The following is a 22,859-nucleotide window of genomic DNA, read 5'->3' on the forward strand; positions in this document are numbered from 1 at the left end:
TTAACTGGCGTTGATATCAAACAGGCGGCGGTGTTCGCGCATGGCGTAGCGGTCTGTCATGCCGGCGATGTAGTCGGCAATCTGGCGCGCCTGCAGCTGCTGCCCGTCCATGCGCGCCGCCTGATACGGTGGCGGCAGCAGCACCGGCTCTTGCATGAAGGCGTCGAATAATTCGCGGATAATGCGGCGCGCCTTGCTGGTCATGCGCAGCACTTGATAATGGCGATACAGATTGTGCAGCAAAAAATGTTTCAGTTCGCGCGCCTGCTGCGCCATCTGCGCGGAAAACGCGATTAAGGGCGGCGACTGCCGCACCGCATCCGGACTGGCCGGTTGATGCGTTTCGATCAATTTGCGCGACTCTTGAATCAAATCCACAATCAGCGCATTAATCATGCGGCGCAGGGTTTCATACACTGCGCGCCGGCCACTGACGCCGGGACACTCTTGCAATGCCTGCTGATGGCAACTGGCGAATAAGGCGACTTCCATCAATTGCTCCAACTGCAGCAAACCGGAGCGCAAGCCATCATCGATATCATGGTTGTTATAAGCGATTTCATCGGCCAGATTCGCCACTTGCGCTTCCAGGGTCGGCTGACCGCCTTGTAAAAAGCGCAGGCCGACTTCGCCCAACTCGCGCGCATTATTCTGCGAACAATGCTTGAGTATGCCCTCGCGGGTTTCAAACATCAGATTCAAACCGTCTTTGTCGGCGTAATGCTGTTCCAGCTGATCCACCACGCGCAAACTTTGCAGATTATGCTCAAAGCCGCCAAAGGCGCGCATGCAGGCATTCAACTCGTCCTGTCCCGCATGTCCAAACGGGGTATGCCCCAGATCATGGGCGAGGGAAATCGCTTCCACCAGATCTTCATTCAAGCGCAGATTGCGCGCCAGCGCACGCGCAATTTGCGCCACTTCCAGGCTGTGCGTTAAGCGGGTGCGGAACAGATCGCCTTCATGGTTGACGAAGACCTGGGTTTTATATTCCAGCCGGCGAAATGCGGTGGAATGAATGATGCGGTCGCGGTCACGCTGAAATTCGGTGCGCGCAAATGAAGCCGGCTCCGTTTGCCGGCGCCCGCGCGAAGCGCTGCTGCGCGCGGCAAATGGCGCCAGATGCTGCTCAAAACTGTCGGGGCGCTCCGGCCACATCATCCCACAGCCTGGCTGCAAGCAGACAGGGTGGCTTGCAATGCCTCGTCCGGCACGCTGCCAATCCAGGGACGGCCCAATTCCTGCATCAGGATAAATTTAATCGCGCCGCCTTCATTTTTCTTATCCACCATCATCCACTTCAACCAATCCGCCCCCAGATCCGGGGCGCGGGTCGGCAGACCGGCGGCGGCCACCAAGGCGCGCACGCGTTGCGCGCTGGCCTGATCAATCTTGCCCAGACGGCAGGACAAATCCGCCGCCAGCACCATGCCGCAGCCAACCGCCTCGCCGTGCAGCCAAACGCCATAGCCCAGGCCGGCTTCAATCGCATGGCCAAAGGTGTGGCCGAAATTAAGCACGGCGCGCAAGCCGCCCTCACGCTCATCGCGCGCCACCACATCCGCCTTGATCTGGCAGGAGCGCAAAATGGCGTAAGTCATGGCGTCAACATCGCGCTGCAGCAGCGCATCAATATTTTGTTCCAGCCAGTCAAAAAAAGCGGCGTCCAAGACCGCGCCATACTTGATCACTTCAGCCAGGCCGGCGCTCAATTCGCGCTGCGGCAGACTGGCCAGGGTGGCGGTGTCAGCCAGCACCAGGCGCGGTTGATAAAACGCGCCCAGCATATTTTTCCCCATCGGATGATTAATCCCGGTCTTGCCGCCGACCGATGAATCGACTTGCGCCAGCAAGGTGGTGGGAATCTGGATAAACGGCACGCCGCGCATATAGCAAGCGGCGGCAAACCCGGTCATGTCCCCCACGACGCCGCCGCCCAGCGCCAGCAAAGTGGCTTTACGCTCACATTGGGCGCCCAGCATGGCGTCAAAAATTTGCATCAAATGCGGCCAGTCTTTATACGCTTCGCCATCCGGCAAAATCACACTGTGGACTTGCTTGCCCATGCCTTCCAGCGCCTGCTGCAAACCCTGCAGATACAAAGGCGCCACGGTGGTGTTGCTGACGATCACGGCTTGCTGCCCGTTCACATACGGGGCCAACAAGTCAGGATCGGAATAAATATTTTCACCAATCAGAATCGGATAACTGCGCTCGCCGAGCGCCACATCCAGTCTTTGCAATTGATTGGCCTCTGTCGCCTGCATTGCGTCACTCATGTTCTTTCCAGAATGTTTGCGCATGCGCTGCGCGCGCCGTTTGCGCGCACCCAGCGCACCCAGTTGTTGCAAGATGGCATGCACCATCGTATTGACATTTGGCTTGCCGGTGTCGATCACCAGATCGGCGATTTCACGGTATAGAGGTTCGCGTTGTGCGGTCAGCTCTTCCAGCCGTTCACGCGGGTTGGCGGTTTGCAGCAGCGGCCTGTTTTTGTCATGGCTGGTGCGCTGCAGAATGCTGTCAACGCTGGCGCGCAAATAAATCACGATGCCGCGTTGTTTGAGGTAGGCCCGGTTATCCGGGTTGAGGATGGCGCCGCCGCCGGTGGCCAACACGATGCCACTCTGTGCAGTCAGTTCCCGGATCATTTCGGCTTCGCGCCGGCGGAAACTTGGTTCGCCTTCAATTTCAAAAATCCACGGGATCGAAGCGCCGGTGCGGGCTTCGATCTCGTGGTCGGAATCGACAAAGCGCTTTCCCAAGCGCCTTGCCAGGATGCGCCCGACGGTGGTTTTACCCGCCCCCATCAGGCCAACCAAAAACAGGTTCTGCATCCAATTCCTTTAGTTTGCGTATTGGCAACCCAATACATCATTGCCCACCGCAACACGGGTGCCATACGGACTGCTTTGACCCGGCGGAGAAACGGTTGCTTCTTTGTAGTCATCCGACAAACCAGGCAGTTGCACCAGTGAAGCCACATACGTCGCCTCAGTACCGGCCACCCGCGCGGTAATCGTAATGTCTGCCACAGTCCACTGCGCGCGGTCACGCGGGTATGCAATCCGCACCAGGCCGGTGCCGCTGGCATCCGTGGTCAAAGAACCGCTGATCGTAATCGGGATCCCCGGATCGAGGCGTCCATTAGCATTGTAATCTTCGCCACTGTCCAAAATACCATTTCGATTCAGGTCTTCGTTGCTGCATTCGTTATACGCAGTTCTGGCAGGCAGCGACCACAGCTTGGCGTCACTAAAATAGACCAGATTGCCCTTGCGATACAGCGCCGGCACGACTTTTGCCGTAATGGTTGCATTACTGACCGGATTACCGGTAGCGTCAGTCACAAACACCGCATAGTCAACCGCGTAAGTGGCGCTATTCGGCGTCAAGGTGGTAGAGCCAGTACCGGCGCTGATAAACAGGGCCTGACCGGATACTGTCAATTTTGCTTCAGCAGGATTTTTGCCGTTCACGACCGGCAAATCATTGCCATTCTTGTCCTTGCTTTGAATGCGCGCTTGCAGCACCACGCCATCCACCTTGGTCGTTACATTGCCTGCGGTGTACACCACCACTGCCGAACCATCCGCATCAGTCTTCACCACAGAAGGCTGAGCCAGCTTACCGCCGCTCGGATCTTCTTTGATGATAAATGCCAGCACGGCGTTTTTCACCAGATTATCTTTGGCGGTGCCATCACGCACGACGGCGCGCACCGTAGCCGGCTTACCCAGCGCGACCACAGTCGGATCGACTTGCAGCACAACATATGAAGTGCTTTCAACCGGAGCAATGAATTCAACTTCAGAATTCGCCAGTGCGCCGGAGGCATCTTGCAAACTCGCAACCAATGTGGCGACACCTGGGGTGTCCGCTTTAATCCATGCCACAGCCTCGCCTTTAGCATCCAGCGTCACCGTGCCGGACAAGGGAGTGGAACAGGCGGAATCGCGATACACCACGCCGCGCGTGCTGCTCAAACCCACAGAGCCGGTTTGCGGTGTGCCGCCATTGTCAACATGCGCCCTGAAAGACACGCAGTTATTGATGTAGCTCAAGTTCAAGGGCTCTTCTTTATCGCCCACAACTTTGAATGCCTGCACGGTGAAATTCAAGGTGTTGATATTAATCACACGACTGGCGCTGACGCCTAATGCGCTGACGGTAATCGTATCAGTGGAACCTGCTTTGGGCGTATAGTCCAATTGAATCTGACCTTGCGAATCCGTCTTGGTCGAACCTGTTTTCCCAGTACCGGTTTCAACCAGCACATTGCCGGCGCTCGCAGCGCTGAAGGTCATTTCCACATTTGGCAAAGGCTTGCCGGCAGAGTCACTCAAAATGGCGGACAGCTTGGTCACTTTACCCAGATTTGCACTTTCAATCGTACCAATCTGCACCTTATGACCTTGCACTTTCACAATCAACTCTTGATTGGCAATGGTATCGGTGCGTGCAGTCAGCTTGATATCGCGCGCAGTTTTGTCATTGCCGGTGCTCAGTTTTTCTGAAACGCGGCCATTCGCGTCAGTCACGCGATTGGTATTCGTCAGAGAACCGGAGCTGGCGCTCAGGTACACCATCACGCCCGGCACCACGTTGTTGCCGGCATCACGCACCACTGCCACCACCGTCACTTCAGAGCCATCGGCGCCGGAAGAATCCAATGAGTTCGAGCTGACGCTCAGACTAAGGCTGGGCTTCACGCCTTCCACCTTCACTTCTTTGCTGGTGCTTGCGCCTGGGGTTGATGCCGTAATCTTGATCGTGCGCGCCGAACTGTCGCCGGGCGAAGTCAAGGTTTCGGTAATCAAACCATTCTTATCTGTCTTACGGTCAACATTATTCCGGCTCAATGAAGCGCCATTTGTGACAGCGATATCAATAATTGCATCCGGCACCACATTGTTGTTGGCGTCTTTTGCCAACACATTCACCGTCACACTGCCGGAAGACGGCATGGTATCACTGGAGGTGGTAATGACGATTGAGCTGACTTTGCTCGTGCCTGGCCCGCTATCCGCCGGTTTGTTCGGATTCACGCCGGGACTGCCGCCACCGCCGCCGCACGCAGCGAGCAGCATTGCCCACAAACATGCAATCAGAAAGCCAGCGATGCTATTGGGCATCGGTCTATTGCGTTGTTGTCTCATGATTTGATTCACCATATATTACGTTTTGACAATCCACCCGTTCAACGGGCAGTCAAGCGATCCGACACGATCTTGGGTGTGATAAAGATCAGCAACTCGGTCTTGTCGTTGGTTGTGCCTTTTGATTTAAACAGATTGCCCAACACTGGAATATCCCCCAGCACCGGCACCTTGGCCACATCGTCGCGGATTACCTGTTGATAAATGCCGCCCAACACCACAGTGCCGCCATTGTCCACCAAGACCTGAGTCTTCACATGTTTGGTGTCAATGGCAAACCCGGCGCGGGTTTCCCGGCCCACACTGTCTTTGTTGACGTCAACATCCAGGATTATATTGCCATCCGGTGTAATCTGCGGCGTCACCTCCAGGCGCAAGTTGGCCTTGCGGAAAGTAACTGAAGTCGCACCACTGGAAGTTGCCACTTGATATGGCAATTCGGTGCCCTGTTCAATCACCGCCACGACTTTGTCTGCCGTCACCACGCGCGGACTGGAAATAATCTTGCCCTTGCCATCCGCCTCAAGTGCGGACAGTTCAAGATTCAGGAAACGGTTGGCGGCGGATGAGAACAGGCTGATCGCAACATTGGCTGCGCTCAAGCCGTTGATGCCGGCTGCAGGCAAATTCACAAATTGGGTATTGTTGTAGGAATTTTCAGATAACTTCGCCACCCCCAACTGTTCACCCACGCCCTGATAGTTGCCGCCTACCGCAACGCGTTGATTGCCGTTCAACTGATAGCCTGAATCGCCGCCACGCAGGGTGCGCATATCGGCAAAGCCAAGCTTGGCGCCCAGACTCTTGCTGAATTTATCATCCGCTTCGACGATACGGGCTTCGATCAATACTTGACGCGAAGGGATATCGACTTTTTGCACCAGCTTACGCAGGTCTTCCAATTTGGACGCGATATCCGTCACGAATAATTGATTGGTGCGCGGGTCAATCACTGCGCTGCCGCGCTTGGACAGCATGCGGTTTTTAGCATCGCCGCCTTCCAAACCAAGCATGGTTTTAAAGGATTCGGCTTTTTGATAATTCAGCTGAAAAATTTCAGAACGCAGCGGTTCCAGATCAGCAATTTGCGCCTTTTGCTCCAACTCCAGCTTTTCCTTGGTCAGCAATTCGTCTTTTGGCGCAATCCATAACACCTGGCCGTTTTTACGCATATCCAAGCCTTTGGATTGCATCACAATATCCAATGCCTGATCCCAGGGCACATCAATCAAACGCAGAGTCAAGCTGCCGGACACGGTATCGCTGGTGATGATATTGAGCTTGGTGAAATCTGCGATCACCTGCAACACTGCGCGCACTTCAATATTCTGGAAATTCAGGGACAGCCGTTCGCCGCGATAGCCTTGCGTGCCCTGCACCAGTTTGTTCGGCTCTTCCTTGATCGGTTTGACTTCAATCACCAATTGGCTTTCGCTTTGATATGCGCTGTATTCCCACAGACCTTTGGACTCAATCACCATATGCACATTGTCACCTTTCGGGGTGGTGGTGACAGAGGCGACCGGCGTGCCGAAGTCGGTCACGTCCAGACGGCGGCGCAGGGTTTCCGGCAGGCCGGTCTTCAGAAAGTCAGCAATGATGGTTTGACCTTGCAAACGCACATCCACGCCCACCTGGCTGTTCGGCAAATCAACCACAATGCGGCCTTCGCCATTCACACCGCGACGGAAATCGATATCGCGCAAAACCTGTTTGCCGGCAGGGGCCGGCGGGGTGGCTGCTTGCACCGGGATGCCGGCAGAGCTGACTGCTGTCGCCACGCCGCCCGAACCGTCAATCGTCAACACCACCGACTTGCCTTCAATGATGGTGGCGTAATTCAGGGGCCGCTTCAGATTGAACACCAGGCGGGAACGATCACCTGCTTGCACCAGATTCACGTTGCGCACATCCCCCATCGAGATATCCTGAGTATTCTTGCCGGTGGCGTTGGTGGCGCCAAGGAAATCAAGCGAAATCCGGGCTGGATCTTTCACCAGAAAGCCGCGTGGCAATTCTTTAGGCGTATCTTTGAAGCCAATCTTGATGATCACATTGGCGCCTTGCTGGTTGGCCTTGATCGACTCGATTGCATTTTCCTGCGCCCAGGCGCCGCCTGCTGTCATCCCGACCAGCAGCAACAGCGTGGCTTGCAGGAAACTGCCAAGCTTCGCATTCCAGCGCCGCAAAGTTTTTCGTAATGTGATCATTTCTTGTTCTCCTGCAATTCTAGGGTAGCCGCACGTTCAACCCAATCGCCGGTTGGGTCCTGCACCAGTTCTTTAATATCGATCTGGGTTTCCGAAATCTTGGTGATCTTGCCTTCGTTCTGCCCCAGGTATTGCCCCGCCTTGACCTGAAACAGCGATTTGTCCACCTGCACCAAACCGATAATCACGCCCTTCTTCTGCAACACCCCCACCATCTTGATTGTGTCCAAGGGGAAGCTTTCCAGCAATTCCTTGTTACGATCACGATCTGGCTTCAAACCTGAGCTGTTCTTGGCGCTCAAGCGGTCCAACACGACCAGCAATTTCGCGGGGTTGAATGGTTCAACCTGCTCTTTGCTGGTGTACTCGGCAGCCACAAACTCCTTGGTTTCTGGCAATGGCTTAACCGATGGCCTGGCTTTTTCCGTCTCTTGCTTCATCCAGACTTTGACTTCTTCCACGCCATCACCGCCGCATCCTGAGAGAAGGGCCGCGCAAGCCATGGTCGCCAGCAGCAAAGCTGTTCTGTTTTGCCTTATGCTCATTTCTTCGCGCCCTTCTTATCTTTTTCTGTCGCCTTCCTCTGTGCAGCCACTTCTTCCGGATCAAGATAACGGAAAGTTTTAGCTGTCACATCCAGTTCAAGAATGCTGCCATCCTTGGGTTGCGTTGCCTCCTTCGGAATATCCAGAATCATGTCATTCAGCGTCACGATACGTGACAGTTTGGCGATGTTCTGCGCAAACAATGCAATATCGTGGTAAGTGCCAAACACCTTGATTTTGATCGGCAGTTCAGCGTAATACTCTTTCACAGTGGCGGATTGCGGCTGGAACAGCTCAGGCACCATATTCATGCCCACGCCAGCCTGATTGATTTCCGACAGCAGACTGTCCATCGATGCTTTGCTTGGCAATTTCTTTTCCAGCTTGGAAACACGTTCCGCCACCAGTTTCTTTTGCTCCTGCAAAGCTTCCAGATTCACTGCCTGCGTCATCTTGGTCTGGAAATCCGCACGCAATTTGCTCTCTTCCTGCACCAGCTGTTCATGCTGTTCCAATTGGCCTTGCCAGTACAGAAAATAGCCAAGCACCACCATCGCCAGCACCACGCCGAGCGCAACCAGAATCCGTGGCAAGATAGGCCACAAGCCTGGATGGCGTCCATTCAAACCGCGAAACTGGTTCTGGATGGAGTAATTCAAATTTGCTAAATCGATATTTGCCATCTGACCCTCACTGCGCGCTGGCAGAGGCTGAGGCCGCTGCATTCTTTTCGCCCGGTTTGCCGGGCTTGCCAGGTTTGCCAGGCTCTTCCTTCTCGCGTGGTCGCTTGACAAACACCGACATCGAAAATTCGTAAGCTTTTTTGGCTTGCTTATCGTTCGGTTTGCCGTTGCCGCCGATTGCGCCCAACTGAATTTGTTTCAAATCAGGCTTTTCCAACCACTGCGAATTGCTCAGATTGCGCAACAGCTCAGACACACGCTCATTCGACTGCGCGTAGCCGGTCAGCAAAATTCTTTGCCCTTCCTGCTTGAAGCTCTTGAAGAAAATACCTTCCGGTGTCTGTTTGGTCAGCTCATCCATGATCAACACAGGCTGATTGCGATCGCTTTGCAGATCCTCCACAGCCTGCTGACGCGCCTTGAGCCCCTCAATCTCTTCCTTCAATTTAGAGATGTCAGCAATCTTTTTATCCAGCTTGGCGTTAGCCTCTTTGATCAGCTTGTTGCGCTGATCCTGCTCTGTGATGCGGGCTTCCTGCACCGCGCCGACCACCGCCACCACAATCAAGCCGCACAAGGCGGCCAGCACCAGCATGGCGACAAATGCCGTCTTGGCCTGTTTGCGCCGCGCCTCACGGTGCGGCAGCAGATTAATCTTAATCATCGGTCAAACCTCCGCAGAGCCAAGCCACAAGCGACCAGATACGAAGGCGCTTCGGCGCGCAATTGCTTTTCGCGCACGCCGGAAGCCAATTGCATGCCTTTGAACGGGCTGACCACAGTGGTGGAGATCTTGGTGCGATTGGCGACGATATCCAGCAAACCCGGAATCACCGCGCAACCGCCTGCCAGGAAAATCTGATCCACCTTGGTGTAAGGCGTTGATGTGAAGAAAAACTGAATCGCGCGCGTGACTTCCATCGCAGCCGATTCAAGGAATGGATTGAGTAAATCATTTTCCCAACCCGGGTCAAGGTCGCCGCTCTTTTTACGCGCTTCGGCGTCATCGAAGGGGTAGCCATAGGCGCGCACAATATCTTGCGTGAGTTGGTTGCCGCCGAAGGGCTGTTCACGCTCGTACACGGTTTGGCCATCGAGCATGACGGAGATATGGGTCATTTGCGCGCCGATCTGGAACAGCGCCACGATCTGGCCGGAACCGCCGCCCGGCATCATTTCGGTAATCCGGTCGATCGCTGCGCGTGCGGCGTAGGATTCGATATCCATCACCACCGGCTTGAGGCCGGCAGCCTCGGCGATGGCGACGCGATCTTCCACTTTTTCACGACGGGAGGCCGCCAGCATCACTTCCACGTCATCCGGGGAGTTCGGCGCAATGCCGATGACGTCGAAGTCGAGACTGACTTCATCCAATGCGAAGGGAATATATTGACTGGCTTCGGATTCAACCTGGACTTCCAGCTCATCCTCGCTCAAGCCGCTGGGCAAAATGATTTTCTTGGTAATCACATGCGCCGGCGGCATGCCAAGCGCCACCAGCTTGATGCGGGTGCCGCTTTTTTTCCATACCCTGCGCACGGCCTCGGAAACCTGGTCAATGTTTTCGATATTGCCATCGACCACTGCGCCGCGCGGCAAGGGTTCTGAAGCGTAACGCTCCAGCCTGTATTCGTTCTTGCCTGCTTCGGCCAGTTCAACCAGGCGCACGGCGGAGGTGGATATATCCAACCCCACCAGCGGTGGCTTTCTGGCGCCCAGCAATGCTCCAATATTCAGCGTCAAGGGCAAATCTCCAGAAGATCATTATTTCCGGGGAACCTCATTAAACCGGCGGCACAATGCATGCGTGGATGTTTGTGGCTCCGTCCAGTCTTACTGCGCCATTCTTGCGCCGGGCCGGCGCTTGCCAACAGCGGGTTCGTTCGGAATTTTTTGTTTAAAAACCTGTAGTTAGGCAACATATATAAAATGGTACATTAAATCCTAGCAATAAGGCCTTTGCGCTGTAAAGCGAATTCGTGCTCGCCCCAGGCAAATCCGTTGCCAAAATCCTACGCGCTGTGCAGCAGTTTTTGTCAGTCCGCCAGCGAATTATCCCCCGGCTTTACTGCGCTGCCGAAGGGTCGAAATTCTTGTTGCATCGCCGCATCATTCCCCGCTGACAACGCCTTGTGCAGCGCATCATCGCGGCTGTTGCAGCAGCTGTTTTATAATCGGCAAGCTTGGCTGGCAGCCTCGCATACCAGTGAGCAACTACCGCAACCAAAACGCATGACAACCACGCCTCCACCTGTCGCCCCCGCCCCGCCCGCCGCCAGCATCGCCCGCATTCTGGGCCGCATTCTGCTTTGGCTGTTCGGCGGCATCGTCGCTTTGCTGCTGATCATCCTGCTGGTGATCGGTTTCGGCCTCTCGATGGCGTATCCAACCCTGCCGGATCTGGATTCGCTGACCGATTACAAACCCAAGATCCCTTTACGCATCTTTTCAGCTGACAATGTGCTGATTGGCGAATTTGGTGAGGAGCGGCGCAATCTGGTCCGCATCAAGGATATTCCCGATGTGATGAAAAAAGCTGTGCTGACTGCGGAAGACGACCGGTTCTATGAACACGGCGGTATTGACCTGCAAGGCATCGTGCGCGCTTTGATGAACAATCTGTCCGGTGGCGCGAAGCAGGGCGCTTCGACAATCACACAACAGGTTGCGCGCAACTTTTTTCTATCCAGCGAGCAAACTCTTAAACGAAAAGCATATGAAGTGCTGCTGGCATGGAAAATAGAACAAAATTTGAGTAAAGACCAGATTCTCGAAGTGTACATGAATCAGATATATCTTGGACAACGTTCTTTCGGATTTTCTTCTGCGGCGCAGATATATTTTGGCAAATCTCTCAAGGAAATTTCGATCGCTGAAGCAGCGATGCTGGCCGGTTTACCCAAGGCGCCTTCAGCCTACAATCCGGTGGTCAACCCGAAGCGCGCCAAAGTTCGTCAACAACACATTTTGCAACGGATGTATACGCTCGGATACATTACGCAGCAGCAGTATGAGCAGGCGAAAAACGAAGAATTGCGGATCAAGCCGGACAGCAATGAGTTTGGCATGCATGCAGAATATGTGGCGGAAATGGCTCGGCAACTGGTGTATGAGCAATTCAAGGAAGAGGCTTACACCAGGGGCCTGAACGTCTTCACCACGATTACCAAAGCAGATCAGGATGCCGCCTATCTGGCCTTGCGGCGCGGCGTGATGGACTATGAAAAGCGGCATGGCTATCGCGGCCCGGAATCTTTCATCACCCTGCCGGAAAATAAAGAAGAGGCGGATGCAGCGATTGAGGCTGAGCTGGCTGACCACCCTGACAGCGACGATATCGTGGCCGCACTGGTGATGAAGTCCAGTCCGCAAAAAGTGCACGCGCAGCTGGCGTCCGGCGAGGAGATCACAATCAGCGGCCAGGGCTTGGGTTTTGCCGCCGGCTGGCTGTCAGACAAGGCGCCGCCGAACAAGCGCATCCGGCGCGGCGCCGTGATCCGCGTCACGCAAGATGTGAATGGCTGGAATATCACGCAAATGCCTGAGGTGGAATCCGCCTTCATCGCCGCCAACACGCATGACGGCGCGATCCGCGCCATGGTTGGCGGTTTTGATTTCAATCGCAACAAATTCAACCATGTGACGCAAGCCTGGCGCCAGCCCGGCTCTTCCTTCAAGCCCTTTATTTATTCAGCCTCACTGGAAAAAGGCTTATCGCCATCGACCATGATCAACGATGAGCCGATTTCCTTTGACGCCGGGCAAACCGGCGGCCAGGCCTGGGAGCCGAAAAACTATGACGGCAAATATGAAGGCCCGCTGTCGATGCGGCGCGCGCTGACCAAATCCAAAAACATGGTCTCGATCCGCATTTTGCAAAAAATCGGCGCCAAGTATGGCCAGGAATTTTCCACCCGTTTTGGTTTTGATGCAGACAAAAACCCCGCGTATCTGACCCTGGCGCTGGGCGCCGGCGCGGTCACGCCTTTGCAGATGGCGGGGGCGTATGCGGTATTCGCGAATGGCGGCTATAAAGTGAGTCCCTATCTGATTTCACACGTCACGGACAGCAGCGGCAAGATCGTGGCGCAGGCGCAACCGGATCTGGCCGGCAATGAAGCCAACCGCGTGCTGGATGAGCGCAATGCATTCATGATGGATTCCATGATGCGCGATGTGGTGCGGTTTGGCACCGCCACCCGCGCCCTGGTCTTGAAGCGGCCTGATATCGCCGGCAAAACCGGCACCACCAATGATTCGGTGGATGCCTGGTTTGCCGGTTATCAGGCAAAGGTGGTGGGAATCGCCTGGATGGGGTTTGATCAACCGCGCAATCTGGGCAACCGCGAAACCGGCGGCGGCCTGGCGCTGCCAATCTGGATCGGCTATATGCAAAAAGCCTTGAAAGATATCCCGGTTGAAGAGCGGCCCGTACCGGAAGGCTTGATTCAAGCCGGCGGCGACTATTTCTATGTGGAAAATCCCCCCGGCAGCGGGGTGCGCAGCCTGGGCTTGCATCATAAACCGGGGGATGAGAATGAAAAAATGCGCGATGAAGTCAGAAATGAAATTTTTTAGCGCCGCTCAATGAGCAAACTGGCCGCCTTAAGCGGCCAGTTGCACATTCACCCCGCCCTGCTCGCTGACAATGCGCGACAACATACCGAACAACTCGCCATGTTCGCGCGTGTCCTGCCAGCTGCTGCCCTCATGGCGGAAATGAAAGCCGCCGCTGCGCGCCGCCACCCACAATTCCTGCATGGCCGATTGAATATTGATGATGACCTTGGAGCCATTATCCAAAAACTCCAACTCCATCACATTGCCGTTGCGCGTACACTCCACGTCCAACACCTCATGCTGCGCATCCAGTGCATCTTCAATGCGCTGCAGGGTTTGCTCGGCCAGACGCAAAAAATCGCTTTCGCCCATGTTACACTCCTCATATCTGCTGATGTTTTAACTGATTCTATATGAAGCCAGCCAGCCCCACTCTTTTCCGCGCACTGCCTTTTGGTCTTGCGCTTTGCCTCTTGGCCGCCTGCGGTCAACGCGGCCCGCTGTATCTGCCTGAACCGCCCAAGGAGGCTGTAGAGAAAAAAGCAGAAGCAACCGGCGCCGCCCGCGCCGATGACAAAAAAGCGGCAAAATCCAGCGCCAACGCCGACGTCAAACAATAACGTCTCCAGGCTTGCTGCCGCTGCGACTTCACAACCCTTTTGATACGGTCGAATATGTCGCATTTTCATTATCAAAACGGCGAACTTTACGCCGAACAATTGGCTTTGTCCGAAGTGGCTGCGCAATTTGGCACGCCCTGCTATGTGTATTCGCGCGCCGCCTTGCAAGCTGCATGCGACAGTTGGCAGCAAGCTTGCCAGGGCCGCGACAGCTTGATTTGCTATTCCGTCAAATCCAATTCAAATCTGGCTATCCTGCACATTTTAGCAAAGCAAGGTTTTGGTTTTGATATCGTGTCCGGCGGCGAATTGCGGCGCGTGCTGGCAGCGGGCGGCGCAGCGCAAAAAGTGATCTTTTCCGGCGTCGGCAAATCGCGTGAGGAAATCCGCTTCGCGTTGCAGCAGCAAGTGGCCTGCTTCAATGTGGAATCAGCATCTGAACTGCTGCGCATCAACCAGATCGCCGGCGAACTTGGCTGCCGCGCGCCGATTTCGCTGCGCGTCAATCCGGATGTCGATGCGCAAACCCATCCCTATATTTCCACCGGCCTGAAAGAAAACAAATTCGGCATCGCCTACGAAGAGGCCTTGCCGCTGTACCGCATGGCCGCTGGCCTGCCGCATTTACAGGTGCACGGCATCGACTGCCATATCGGTTCGCAATTGCTGGATGATGCGCCGCTGTTAGCAGCATTTGAGCGGATTGCCTTGCTGGTTGATACCCTGGCGGCGGAAGGCATTCATTTGCAGCATCTGGATATCGGCGGCGGCTTGGGCATACGCTACACCAGTGATCAGCAACCTGTGCCGGTGGGCGATTATTTGCAACACCTGTTTGCCCGCATCGATGCCTGGCGCGCGCGCAGTGCGCATACGCAAGCGTTGCGGATTGTGTTTGAACCGGGCCGCTCTATTATCGGGAATTGCGGCCTGCTGTTAAGCCGGGTCGAATATCTGAAACACGGCGCCGGCAAAAATTTCGCGATTGTCGATGCGGCGATGAATGATTTATTACGCCCCGCCCTGTATCAAGCCTGGCATGAAGTCTTGCCGCTGCAACAGCACGCCCGGGCGGCGCAACTGTATGACATCGTCGGCCCGGTATGCGAATCGGCGGATTGGCTGGCGCGCGCGCGCGAACTGGCGCTGCAAGAAGACGATCTGCTCGCCTTTATGTCCGCCGGCGCATACGGCATGACCATGTCGAGCAATTACAACACGCGCGCCCGCGCTGCCGAAGTGCTGGTCGATGGCGCGCAAATGCACCTGATCCGTGAGAGGGAACAGCTGGACAGCCTGTTTGCGCTGGAAAAAATCCCGTTTTAATACCGGCGGCGCCATACGCTGACTTATTGCGCCCGCCCCGCCTGCGCAGGCGGCGCATTCTGCCGGCTGCGCGCGCGCCACAGCCGCGCGGCCAGCAAAGCGCCGATCAAGGCGATGAATAAGGCCGGCTGGGCAAAATCATTTTTACCGGCTTTCATCCACCAGTAATGCCACAGCGCCAGCACGGCAATCAGATACACCAGGCGATGCAATTGCTGCCAACGCCGCCCCAGTTTGCGGATAGCCCAACGATTACTGCTGGCGGCCAATGGAATCAAGAGCACAAAAGCCAGCAAACCAAGCAAAATGAAAGGCCGTTTGGCGGCGTCTTGCAACATTTCCTGCAGATCAAAGAAATGATCGAACCAGAAAAAGGCGGTGAAGTGCAGACAAGCGTAAAAGAAGGCGTACAGGCCAATCATACGCCGCAGCGGCAAGAGCCATTGCCACCCCAGCGCATGCCGCAAGGGGGTAATCGCCAAGCCCAGTGTCAGAAAATATAAACACCAGTCGCCGCTGTTGCGGGTGATGAATTCGAGCGGATTGGCGCCCAGCCCGTCAAAAAAAGCGCCATGCAAAAGACGCAAGGCCGGCAACAGAAAAAGCACAAACAACACGCCTTTCACGCGTCGCACATCAGATGGCTGCATCACGCGCCCCCGCTCAATAGAATTTACGCAAGTCCATGCCGGTATATAAACCGGCGACCTGGGAATAGCCATTGAACATCAGGGTTTTGCGTTTTTTCGTGAAAAACCCGTCTTCGCCGATACGGCGCTCGCTGGCCTGTGACCAGCGCGGATGATTCACCTCCGGGTTCACATTGGAATAAAAACCGTATTCTTCCGGCGCGCTCAGATTCCAGGCGGTTTTCGGCTGCTCGCGCACAAAGCGGATTTTGACGATGGATTTGGCCGATTTAAAACCATATTTCCAGGGCACGATCAAGCGCACCGGCGCCCCGTTCTGATTCGGCAAAACCTGGCCGTACATCCCAAGACAGAGCAGGCAGAGCGGGTGGTTTGCCTCATCCAGGCGCAAGCCTTCGACATACGGCCACTCCAGCACAGGATTGGCGATGCCCGGCATTTGCTTCTTATCGGCGAGCGTGACAAATTCGACAAATTTGGCCTGCCCATTCGGCTCGACCCGCTTGATCAGCTCCGACATGGAATAGCCGATCCAGGGAATCACCATCGACCAGCCTTCGACACAGCGCAGGCGGTACACCCGCTCTTCCAGCGGGGCCAATTTGAGCAGGGCGTCCAGATCAAGTTGCAAGGGCTTTTTGACCTCGCCTTCGATGCTGACCACCCAGGGCCGGGTTTTCAGGGTGTGCGCATTTTGCGCCGGATCGCTTTTGTCCGTGCCGAACTCATAAAAATTATTGTATGTACTGGCGTCTTTGAAGCTGGTGGTTTTTTCCATCAGGGTGTAGGCCTGATTGGTTTTGGCGGCCAGGCTTTGCCCCGCCGCCGCTGCCGGCACACCGGCCAGCAGCAAACCGCCGGCCCCCATCGCGTGCAGAAATGCGCGCCGGTTTTGATACACGCTTTGCGGCGTGATTTCAGAGGGGTAAGGCAGATCCAGCCCATTCGCGCCATGTCGAATCAACATCATATTCTCCTTTGCAGGCCCGGCGCATGCCGGGGATGTTCTTGGTCGGGCTGGAACGCCCCTTCCTTACAGTTTGCCGTAGGAATGCAAACCGGACAGGAACATATTCACGCCCAAAAAGGCAAAGGTGGTGACCAGCAGGCCGATCACCGCCCACCAGGCCGCCAGTTTGCCGCGCAAACCGCCCACCAGGCGCAGATGCAGCCAGGCGGCGTAATTCAACCAGACAATCAAGGCCCAGGTTTCTTTCGGGTCCCAGGACCAATAGCCGCCCCAGGCTTCCGCCGCCCACAGCGCGCCCAGAATGGTGGCGATGGTGAAGAAGGCAAAGCCGACCGAAATCGCTTTGTACATCACATCGTCCAACACTTCCAGCGGCGGCAGGCGGTCAGCCAGAATGCCCGCATTTTTCAACAGCCAGGCGCAGGCCACCATCGCCGCCAGCGCAAACGTGCCATAGCCGATGAAATTGGCCGGCACATGGATTTTCATCCACCAGCTTTGCAGCGCCGGCACCAGCGGCTGAATCTCCGCCGCATCGCGCGCCACCGTGTACCACAGCAAAAAGCCGACTGCGGCTGCAATGATCAGCAAGACAAAAGCGCCCATCTGCCGGGTTTGGTAATAGCTTTCATAGTGCAGATAAAACATCGCCGTGATCAAGGCGAACAGAATGAACACTTCATACAGATTGGAAATCGGAATATGGCCGACATCGCTGCCCAGCAAATATGACTCATACCAGCGCACCAGCATGCCGGTCACGCCCAACACCACCGCGCCCCAGCACAGGCGTGCGCCAATCGCTTGCGCGCTCTCGCTGCGCCCCAGCAAGCCTATCCAATAAAACACCGTGGACAGGCAAAACAGCACCGCCATCCATAAAATCGCGGACTGGCTGGATAAAAACCATTTCAAAAGAAAACGCTGTTTAGCGGCTTCCAGTGTGCCGCCGTACTGAAAAATGCCGATCAAGGCCAAGGCGGCAGTCAGCGGAAACAGCCAGCGCATCGGGCGCCAGACCCAGCCCAGCCAGGCAAAGGAAGGGGCGGCGCACAATAAAATCGCTTTTTCATAGCCATCCATATAGGCGCCAAAGCGCAACAGCGCAAACATGGCGCCGGCGAATATCGCACTGGCGTACACCCAGTCATACAAATCACGTTGCGCAAACCAGGTTTGCGCCATGCTGTTATTGGCTTTCATTTGCTTTCTCCAGCGCAGCTTCCGGCATGCTGCGCAATTGCTGTTTGATCCGCTCGAATTCTTGCACAAACTCGAAAGTCTTGCGCTGACTGCTCATGGCCAGCAACAGTTCCTGGCCGCCCTCCTGCGGTTTCAGCCACAACCACAGGCGACGCTCGCGGATGTAGAGCATGGCGAACACCCCCAGGGTCAACAATAAAAAGCCCAGGTACACCACACTCTTGCCGGGCGCGCGCGTGATTTGCAGGACAGAAGCTTTGATTTCCTTGAACTCGTCCAATTGCAAATACACCGGCGCAGCGTAAAACGCATTGTCAGACAGCGCATTCGCCGCATGCTGCAGATAACGCGCATATTTTTCATGGCTCTCCAGCTCCGGCAAGCCATCCTTCTGGCGCGCCACCTGCCACAAATCCCACAAACTGCCTTGCAGCATTTTCATGAAAATATCCGCCGCCTTGCCCTGCTCTTCTTGTGGCAGGCGCTGCAAAAATTGCGCCACCGCCACCATGCCGCCGGGCTTATCGGGGCCGGCGCCGCCGGCAAAGATACCCAGACTCTTCAGGGCGGAATCCTGCAATTGCGCGCGCACTTTGTCAGCATCCGGGCGCGAGCCTTGCGGGAAGGCGCGCAGAGCATAACGCTGCGCCGCCTGCACCCGCATCTCTTCATTGTTCAGCGCTGCGCGCAAACGCATCCACTCCCCTACCCCATGCTGCTCATCCACCGGAATCCGCAAATACGAAAAGGCGTCGTTCGGATTGTCGCGCACCCCCGCCAGATAAAAACTCTGGCCATCGATTTCCACCGGCTGCATATAGTTGTGAAATTCGCGCGCCTGGCCGGTTTTGTCGCGCAATTTATATTGCACGCTGGGGCCGACGTTTTTCAGGTTTTTGGTATTGGTTCCCTTGGCCGCCGAACCGCTCAGGGTTTCAATCTTGCCCAATAATTGCTGGCCCAGGTCTTTATTCCCATTCACCGCGCGCACATCATTGCCTTGCATGTTTTCCACGTTGAAGGGGCGGAAGCCATTCCATTCGATGGTGTATTCAGCCTCATGGCTGCCGGCGCGGGAGAGTTGCGAGGATGTGCCAATTTCGCCATCCATGGCGAATTGACGGCTCTCGCCGCCTTGCATATTCCAGGCGCGCAACTTGAGTTTGCTGCCGCCATCCTCAAAACTGGATTGATACATGGCGTAACCGCGATAAATCAGCGGTTCATTCACTTTGATGGTCGCGCTCAAGGGTTTTTGCAGCTGCGCATCATGAATCACCACATCGCTGGCGAACAGCTTGGGCATGCCGGTCGAATAAAAATCGATATGGAATTTTTTCAGCTCGATCACAAACGGCAGATCCTGAATCAGCACACCGTTTTGCATTGGAATGATGGCGGCATTGCTGCTGGCGCCTTCCGGAATCATGGTGTTGCCGCGAAACGTGGGATTGCTCAAAGGCAAACGATGCTGTTCCGGGATTTTAGCGATCAACCCCGAGCCGCCATATGGCTGTTTGCCATTGAACCAGATTTGCATACGGATGCCGAGATCAGAATCCAGCAAACCGCCGATGCTGATCACGATGATGGACAGATGCGCGAAGATGTAGCCATATTTATTCGCCGCGCCGCGCTTGGCCACCAGCAATTGCGCGCCGTCCTCTTTTTCGACCTGCTTGACCTTGTAGCCTTGTTGCTGCAGCACGCTTTGCGCCTGTTGCAACAATTCGCCTTGCGGCTGGGTGCTATGCCAGACCTCGTGTTCGTGAAAGTGGCGCAGTGAGGATTCGCGCACCTGCTCACGCCAACTGCGCATATCTTTCAGCATCTTGGGCGTATTGCGCCATAAACACAGGCTGGTGGACGCCACCAGAAAGCCGAGAATCAGCAAAAACCACCATGCGGAATACACTCCATACAAATCAATCTTGCCAAACACTTCCGACCAGAACGGCCCGAATTGATTGATGTAATTGCCCATCGGCTCGTTTTGCTTGAGCACGGTGCCGATAATGGTGGCGATGGAAATAATGCACAGCAAACTGATGGCGAAGCGCATCGAAGACAGCAATTCGCTGGCTGTGGCAAAGCGGGAGCGCGCAACTGGCGGCGCGCTGATTTCATTTGGATTCATTGCTGCTCGAAAAAATCTGTGCCCACGTTACGTAAAAAAGGGCAGCTTGCGCTGCCCCTTTGGCTGGTCTTGCCAGTGGATTACTTCAAGCCCGCCACATAGTCGGCCACGGCTTTCATTTCCTGCTCCGACATGCGCTTGGCGATGGTGCTCATCTGTGCGCTGTTTTTGCGGCTGTCTTTGGAGAAAGCTGTCAGCTGCGCCACGGTGTAATCCTGATGCTGACCGGAGAGGCGCGGATATTGCGCCGGAATTCCGGCCCCGGTGGCGCCATGGCAGCCAGCGCAAGCCGGCACATTTTTTTCCATGATGCCGCCGCGATAAATCTTCTTGCCCAGCGTAGCCAGATCTTTGTCTTTGGCCTCGCCTTGCTTGGCCGGCTGTTTGGCCAGATAAGCGGACAGATTTTTAATATCAGCGTCGTTGATGGTTTTGGCAAACGCGCTCATTGCGGGAATGCTGCGCTCGCCTTTATGGAATTCCGTCAATTGCTTGACCAGATAGGCTTCGTGCTGCGCGCCCAATTTCGGGTTGGCGGAAATGGTGGAGGCGCCTTTTGCGCCATGGCAGGCAACGCAGGCAGCAATGTTACGCGTGCTGTCGCCATTGGTGTACAGGGCTTCGCCCTTGGCCGGATCGGCCTTGGCTGCGCCTGCAGCGGGTTTACTTTCATTGGCGGACGCGAATGCCGACACTGCCAGCAACGCCACGCACAAGGACTTCGCAATTGGGGAAGGTTTCATTCACACACCCTGGGACAAATTAACAGAAAATTCCGCACATGGGCCGCGCCGCCGCTTCCCGGGCTGCACTGATCAGCAACAATCTGGGGGAAGCCGGCAAACTCTGCAAAACACGCATGCCGCAACAGTAACCCCTTATTGTACAATAGCTTTTTGTCGTTTTCCCGTTTTTGCTAGCCTTTGCTGCATTTTGGCATCCAGTCTGTTCCATCAGACTGCAGCGTGCGGATGCTTGCGCTGTGCCGCAGCTTTTTTTAGGACTTACGCAACACCGCCGGGGCGGCTTTGCATAAGTCCTGCTTATATGAGGTCGCCCCGATGTCCAGACTCTGGCAAGCCCGTTTTTTCACCACTGTTAACCATTTGCGCGATTTGCCCGCCAGCGAGGCGCCTGAGATCGCCTTTGCGGGCCGCTCCAACGCCGGCAAATCCACCGCTATCAATATTCTGTGCAATCAAAACCGCTTGGCGTTTGCGTCCCGCACGCCGGGACGCACCCAGCACATCAACTATTTTTCGATTGGCGGCGCACACGTCGGCCAGCACCGGCACGACCCGGTGCGGCGCGAAGAGATCCGCGCCATGCTGGTCGATTTGCCCGGCTACGGTTACGCCGAAGTGTCCGGCGACGCCAAAAACCATTGGCAGCGCCTGCTGGGCGACTATGTGCAAAGGCGGCGCCAATTAGTCGCCCTGGTTTTGATCATGGACGCACGCCGCCCCTTCACCGAACTGGACGTGCAAATGCTGGAATGGTTTGCGCCGACCGGCAAACCGATTCACTGCCTGCTGACCAAGGCCGACAAACTCAACCGCAACGAGGCGCGGCAAGCGCTGGCCTATGCGCAAAGCATTCTGGACAGTTATGTGGATGAAGAGGGCAATGGTTTCCCCTTCACCGCGCAGTTATTTTCCGCTCCGAAACGGGTCGGCCTGGAGCAGGCCGACGCCATGATTCTTGAACTGCTGGGACTGGATCAAGCAGACCGCCCGGCGGAGCCCGCCAACTCAGAGGATGAACCCGCATGAATACCCCGGCTTTTCCCGCCATCCGCATGCGCCGCATGCGCCGCGATGCGTTTTCCCGCGCCCTGATGCGCGAAAATATGCTGTCCCCATCTGATTTGATTTACCCGGTCTTCGTGCGCACCGGCAGTCATGTGCGCGAAGCTGTCCCCTCAATGCCCGGCGTGGAAAGAATTTCGCCCGATGTGCTGCTGGAAGTCGCCGCCGAATGCGTGCAGCTCGGCATTCCGGCGCTGGCCCTGTTTCCGGTGGTTGAACAAGCTTTAAAAAGCCCGGATGGCCATGCCGCCTGGGATCCGGAAGGCCTGATTCCGCAAGCGGTGCGCCTGCTGAAGAAAAATGTCCCTGAGCTTGGCGTAATCACCGATATCGCACTCGACCCCTACACCAGCCACGGCCAGGATGGCGTGATCGACGCCGATGGTTATGTGTTAAACGATGCAACCATCGCGCTGCTGGTGAAGCAGGCGCTGTGTCACGCCGCCGCCGGCGCGGATGTGGTGGCGCCATCGGACATGATGGATGGCCGCATCGGCGCCATCCGCGCCGCACTGGAAGCCGCCGGTCATATCCACACACGGATTCTGGCTTACTCGGCCAAATACGCCTCGGCCTATTACGGCCCGTTCCGCGATGCGCTTGGCTCGGCGGGCAATCTGGGCAAGAGCAATAAGGCGAATTACCAGATGGACCCGGGCAATGGCGACGAAGCCCTGCGCGAAGTGGCGCTCGATCTGCAGGAAGGCGCCGACATGGTGATGATCAAACCCGGCATGCCCTATCTCGACATTGTGCAGCGCGTGAAAAAAGAATTCGGCGCGCCGACCTTCGCTTATCAGGTCAGCGGCGAATACGCGATGCTGAAAGCCGCCGCCGCCAATGGCTGGCTGGATCACGACAAGGTGATGATGGAAAGCCTGCTGGCGTTCAAACGCGCCGGCGCGGATGGGATTTTGACGTATTTCGCGCTGGATGCTGCGCGCTTACTGCGCGCCTGATCGGCGCCGGGCTGTTCTGACGCTGGCTG

At 56.0% G+C, this 22,859-nt stretch carries 19 protein-coding genes; 5 read left to right on the top strand and 14 right to left on the bottom strand.

Annotated elements, in window-relative coordinates; translation table 11 throughout:
* From V8J88_RS19210 to V8J88_RS19245, 8 genes are all read right to left on the bottom strand, one after another.
* Positions 1 to 1,161, bottom strand: a complete 1,161-nt coding sequence (locus tag V8J88_RS19210; protein WP_338845844.1) for a deoxyguanosinetriphosphate triphosphohydrolase — start codon at positions 1,159 to 1,161, stop codon at positions 1 to 3.
* Entirely contained in the window at positions 1,158 to 2,837 is a 1,680-nt protein-coding gene (aroKB, locus tag V8J88_RS19215; protein WP_338845845.1) for a bifunctional shikimate kinase/3-dehydroquinate synthase AroKB, read from the bottom strand. Before aroKB ends, V8J88_RS19210 begins: the two co-directional genes overlap by 4 nt.
* Positions 2,838 to 2,846: 9 nt before the next feature.
* Complete coding sequence (locus V8J88_RS19220) at positions 2,847 to 5,159, bottom strand: Ig-like domain-containing protein (RefSeq protein WP_338845846.1); 2,313 nt, start codon at positions 5,157 to 5,159, stop codon at positions 2,847 to 2,849.
* 41 nt (positions 5,160 to 5,200) lie between these two features.
* Entirely contained in the window at positions 5,201 to 7,285 is a 2,085-nt protein-coding gene (pilQ, locus tag V8J88_RS19225; protein ID WP_338849932.1) for a type IV pilus secretin PilQ, read from the bottom strand.
* Between the two features lie 80 nt (positions 7,286 to 7,365).
* Positions 7,366 to 7,914: a pilus assembly protein PilP gene (locus tag V8J88_RS19230; RefSeq protein WP_338845847.1), complete on the bottom strand. Its 549-nt coding sequence runs from the start codon at positions 7,912 to 7,914 to the stop codon at positions 7,366 to 7,368.
* Positions 7,911 to 8,597: a type 4a pilus biogenesis protein PilO gene (gene pilO, locus V8J88_RS19235; RefSeq protein ID WP_338845848.1), complete on the bottom strand. Its 687-nt coding sequence runs from the start codon at positions 8,595 to 8,597 to the stop codon at positions 7,911 to 7,913. The genes V8J88_RS19230 and pilO overlap by 4 nt, the downstream gene beginning before the upstream one ends.
* A gap of 7 nt (positions 8,598 to 8,604) precedes the next feature.
* Positions 8,605 to 9,261, bottom strand: coding sequence for a PilN domain-containing protein (locus tag V8J88_RS19240; protein ID WP_338845849.1), 657 nt, complete (start codon positions 9,259 to 9,261; stop codon positions 8,605 to 8,607).
* A complete protein-coding gene (locus tag V8J88_RS19245) occupies positions 9,258 to 10,340 on the bottom strand; it encodes a pilus assembly protein PilM (protein ID WP_338845850.1) in 1,083 nt (360 codons plus the stop codon). The genes V8J88_RS19240 and V8J88_RS19245 overlap by 4 nt, the downstream gene beginning before the upstream one ends.
* 489 nt (positions 10,341 to 10,829) lie before the next feature.
* Here V8J88_RS19245 and V8J88_RS19250 point away from each other — a divergent pair, with 489 nt between their 5' ends.
* Positions 10,830 to 13,175 (top strand): penicillin-binding protein 1A, encoded by a 2,346-nt coding sequence (locus tag V8J88_RS19250; protein ID WP_338849933.1) that lies wholly within the window; start codon positions 10,830 to 10,832, stop codon positions 13,173 to 13,175.
* Positions 13,176 to 13,202: 27 nt separating this feature from the next.
* Here V8J88_RS19250 and cyaY read toward each other — a convergent pair whose 3' ends face one another.
* A complete protein-coding gene (gene cyaY, locus V8J88_RS19255) occupies positions 13,203 to 13,529 on the bottom strand; it encodes an iron donor protein CyaY (protein WP_338845851.1) in 327 nt (108 codons plus the stop codon).
* Positions 13,530 to 13,570: 41 nt separating this feature from the next.
* Here cyaY and V8J88_RS19260 point away from each other — a divergent pair, with 41 nt between their 5' ends.
* Together V8J88_RS19260 and lysA are read left to right on the top strand one after the other, a co-directional pair.
* Positions 13,571 to 13,777 carry a lipoprotein gene (locus V8J88_RS19260; RefSeq protein ID WP_338845852.1) on the top strand — a complete coding sequence of 69 codons (207 nt, stop codon included), beginning with the start codon at positions 13,571 to 13,573 and terminating at the stop codon, positions 13,775 to 13,777.
* 54 nt (positions 13,778 to 13,831) lie between these two features.
* Positions 13,832 to 15,103, top strand: coding sequence for a diaminopimelate decarboxylase (lysA, locus tag V8J88_RS19265; RefSeq protein WP_338845853.1), 1,272 nt, complete (start codon positions 13,832 to 13,834; stop codon positions 15,101 to 15,103).
* Between the two features lie 23 nt (positions 15,104 to 15,126).
* On the opposite strand, the gene V8J88_RS19270 is transcribed toward lysA, so the two are convergent.
* From V8J88_RS19270 to V8J88_RS19290, 5 genes are all read right to left on the bottom strand, one after another.
* Positions 15,127 to 15,753: a protein-methionine-sulfoxide reductase heme-binding subunit MsrQ gene (locus V8J88_RS19270; RefSeq protein WP_338849934.1), complete on the bottom strand. Its 627-nt coding sequence runs from the start codon at positions 15,751 to 15,753 to the stop codon at positions 15,127 to 15,129.
* A 13-nt stretch (positions 15,754 to 15,766) separates the two neighbouring features.
* Complete coding sequence (gene msrP / locus V8J88_RS19275; protein WP_338849935.1) at positions 15,767 to 16,720, bottom strand: protein-methionine-sulfoxide reductase catalytic subunit MsrP; 954 nt, start codon at positions 16,718 to 16,720, stop codon at positions 15,767 to 15,769.
* A 66-nt stretch (positions 16,721 to 16,786) separates the two neighbouring features.
* Positions 16,787 to 17,926, bottom strand: a complete 1,140-nt coding sequence (ccsB, locus tag V8J88_RS19280; RefSeq protein WP_338845854.1) for a c-type cytochrome biogenesis protein CcsB — start codon at positions 17,924 to 17,926, stop codon at positions 16,787 to 16,789.
* The gene (locus V8J88_RS19285; RefSeq protein ID WP_338845855.1) at positions 17,913 to 20,063 is read right to left on the bottom strand and encodes a cytochrome c biogenesis protein ResB; all 2,151 of its coding nucleotides are present in this window, start codon (positions 20,061 to 20,063) and stop codon (positions 17,913 to 17,915) included. The genes ccsB and V8J88_RS19285 overlap by 14 nt, the downstream gene beginning before the upstream one ends.
* A gap of 80 nt (positions 20,064 to 20,143) precedes the next feature.
* Positions 20,144 to 20,806, bottom strand: a complete 663-nt coding sequence (locus V8J88_RS19290; protein WP_338845856.1) for a c-type cytochrome — start codon at positions 20,804 to 20,806, stop codon at positions 20,144 to 20,146.
* A 318-nt stretch (positions 20,807 to 21,124) separates the two neighbouring features.
* On the opposite strand from V8J88_RS19290, the gene yihA reads away from it, so the two are divergent.
* Positions 21,125 to 21,835 carry a ribosome biogenesis GTP-binding protein YihA/YsxC gene (gene yihA, locus V8J88_RS19295; protein ID WP_338845857.1) on the top strand — a complete coding sequence of 237 codons (711 nt, stop codon included), beginning with the start codon at positions 21,125 to 21,127 and terminating at the stop codon, positions 21,833 to 21,835.
* Positions 21,832 to 22,830 carry a porphobilinogen synthase gene (gene hemB / locus V8J88_RS19300; protein ID WP_338845858.1) on the top strand — a complete coding sequence of 333 codons (999 nt, stop codon included), beginning with the start codon at positions 21,832 to 21,834 and terminating at the stop codon, positions 22,828 to 22,830. The genes yihA and hemB overlap by 4 nt, the downstream gene beginning before the upstream one ends.
* Positions 22,831 to 22,859: the final 29 nt, after the last annotated feature.

The organism is Massilia sp. W12 (assembly GCF_037300705.1).
Lineage (GTDB): Bacteria > Pseudomonadota > Gammaproteobacteria > Burkholderiales > Burkholderiaceae_D > JACPVY01.

Bases quoted from the DNA above. Each gene is read 5' to 3' on its own strand.
- V8J88_RS19210 (WP_338845844.1), bottom strand. From the start codon at position 1,161: ATGATGTGGCCGGAGCGCCCCGACAGTTTTGAGCAGCATCTGGCGCCA.
- aroKB (WP_338845845.1), bottom strand. From the start codon at position 2,837: ATGCAGAACCTGTTTTTGGTTGGCCTGATGGGGGCGGGTAAAACCACC.
- V8J88_RS19220 (WP_338845846.1), bottom strand. From the start codon at position 5,159: ATGAGACAACAACGCAATAGACCGATGCCCAATAGCATCGCTGGCTTT.
- pilQ (WP_338849932.1), bottom strand. From the start codon at position 7,285: ATGACAGCAGGCGGCGCCTGGGCGCAGGAAAATGCAATCGAGTCGATC.
- V8J88_RS19230 (WP_338845847.1), bottom strand. From the start codon at position 7,914: ATGAGCATAAGGCAAAACAGAACAGCTTTGCTGCTGGCGACCATGGCT.
- pilO (WP_338845848.1), bottom strand. From the start codon at position 8,597: ATGGCAAATATCGATTTAGCAAATTTGAATTACTCCATCCAGAACCAG.
- V8J88_RS19240 (WP_338845849.1), bottom strand. From the start codon at position 9,261: ATGATTAAGATTAATCTGCTGCCGCACCGTGAGGCGCGGCGCAAACAG.
- V8J88_RS19250 (WP_338849933.1), top strand. From the start codon at position 10,830: ATGACAACCACGCCTCCACCTGTCGCCCCCGCCCCGCCCGCCGCCAGC.
- cyaY (WP_338845851.1), bottom strand. From the start codon at position 13,529: ATGGGCGAAAGCGATTTTTTGCGTCTGGCCGAGCAAACCCTGCAGCGC.
- V8J88_RS19260 (WP_338845852.1), top strand. From the start codon at position 13,571: ATGAAGCCAGCCAGCCCCACTCTTTTCCGCGCACTGCCTTTTGGTCTT.
- lysA (WP_338845853.1), top strand. From the start codon at position 13,832: ATGTCGCATTTTCATTATCAAAACGGCGAACTTTACGCCGAACAATTG.
- V8J88_RS19270 (WP_338849934.1), bottom strand. From the start codon at position 15,753: ATGCAGCCATCTGATGTGCGACGCGTGAAAGGCGTGTTGTTTGTGCTT.
- msrP (WP_338849935.1), bottom strand. From the start codon at position 16,720: ATGTTGATTCGACATGGCGCGAATGGGCTGGATCTGCCTTACCCCTCT.
- ccsB (WP_338845854.1), bottom strand. From the start codon at position 17,926: ATGAAAGCCAATAACAGCATGGCGCAAACCTGGTTTGCGCAACGTGAT.
- V8J88_RS19285 (WP_338845855.1), bottom strand. From the start codon at position 20,063: ATGAATCCAAATGAAATCAGCGCGCCGCCAGTTGCGCGCTCCCGCTTT.
- V8J88_RS19290 (WP_338845856.1), bottom strand. From the start codon at position 20,806: ATGAAACCTTCCCCAATTGCGAAGTCCTTGTGCGTGGCGTTGCTGGCA.
- yihA (WP_338845857.1), top strand. From the start codon at position 21,125: ATGTCCAGACTCTGGCAAGCCCGTTTTTTCACCACTGTTAACCATTTG.
- hemB (WP_338845858.1), top strand. From the start codon at position 21,832: ATGAATACCCCGGCTTTTCCCGCCATCCGCATGCGCCGCATGCGCCGC.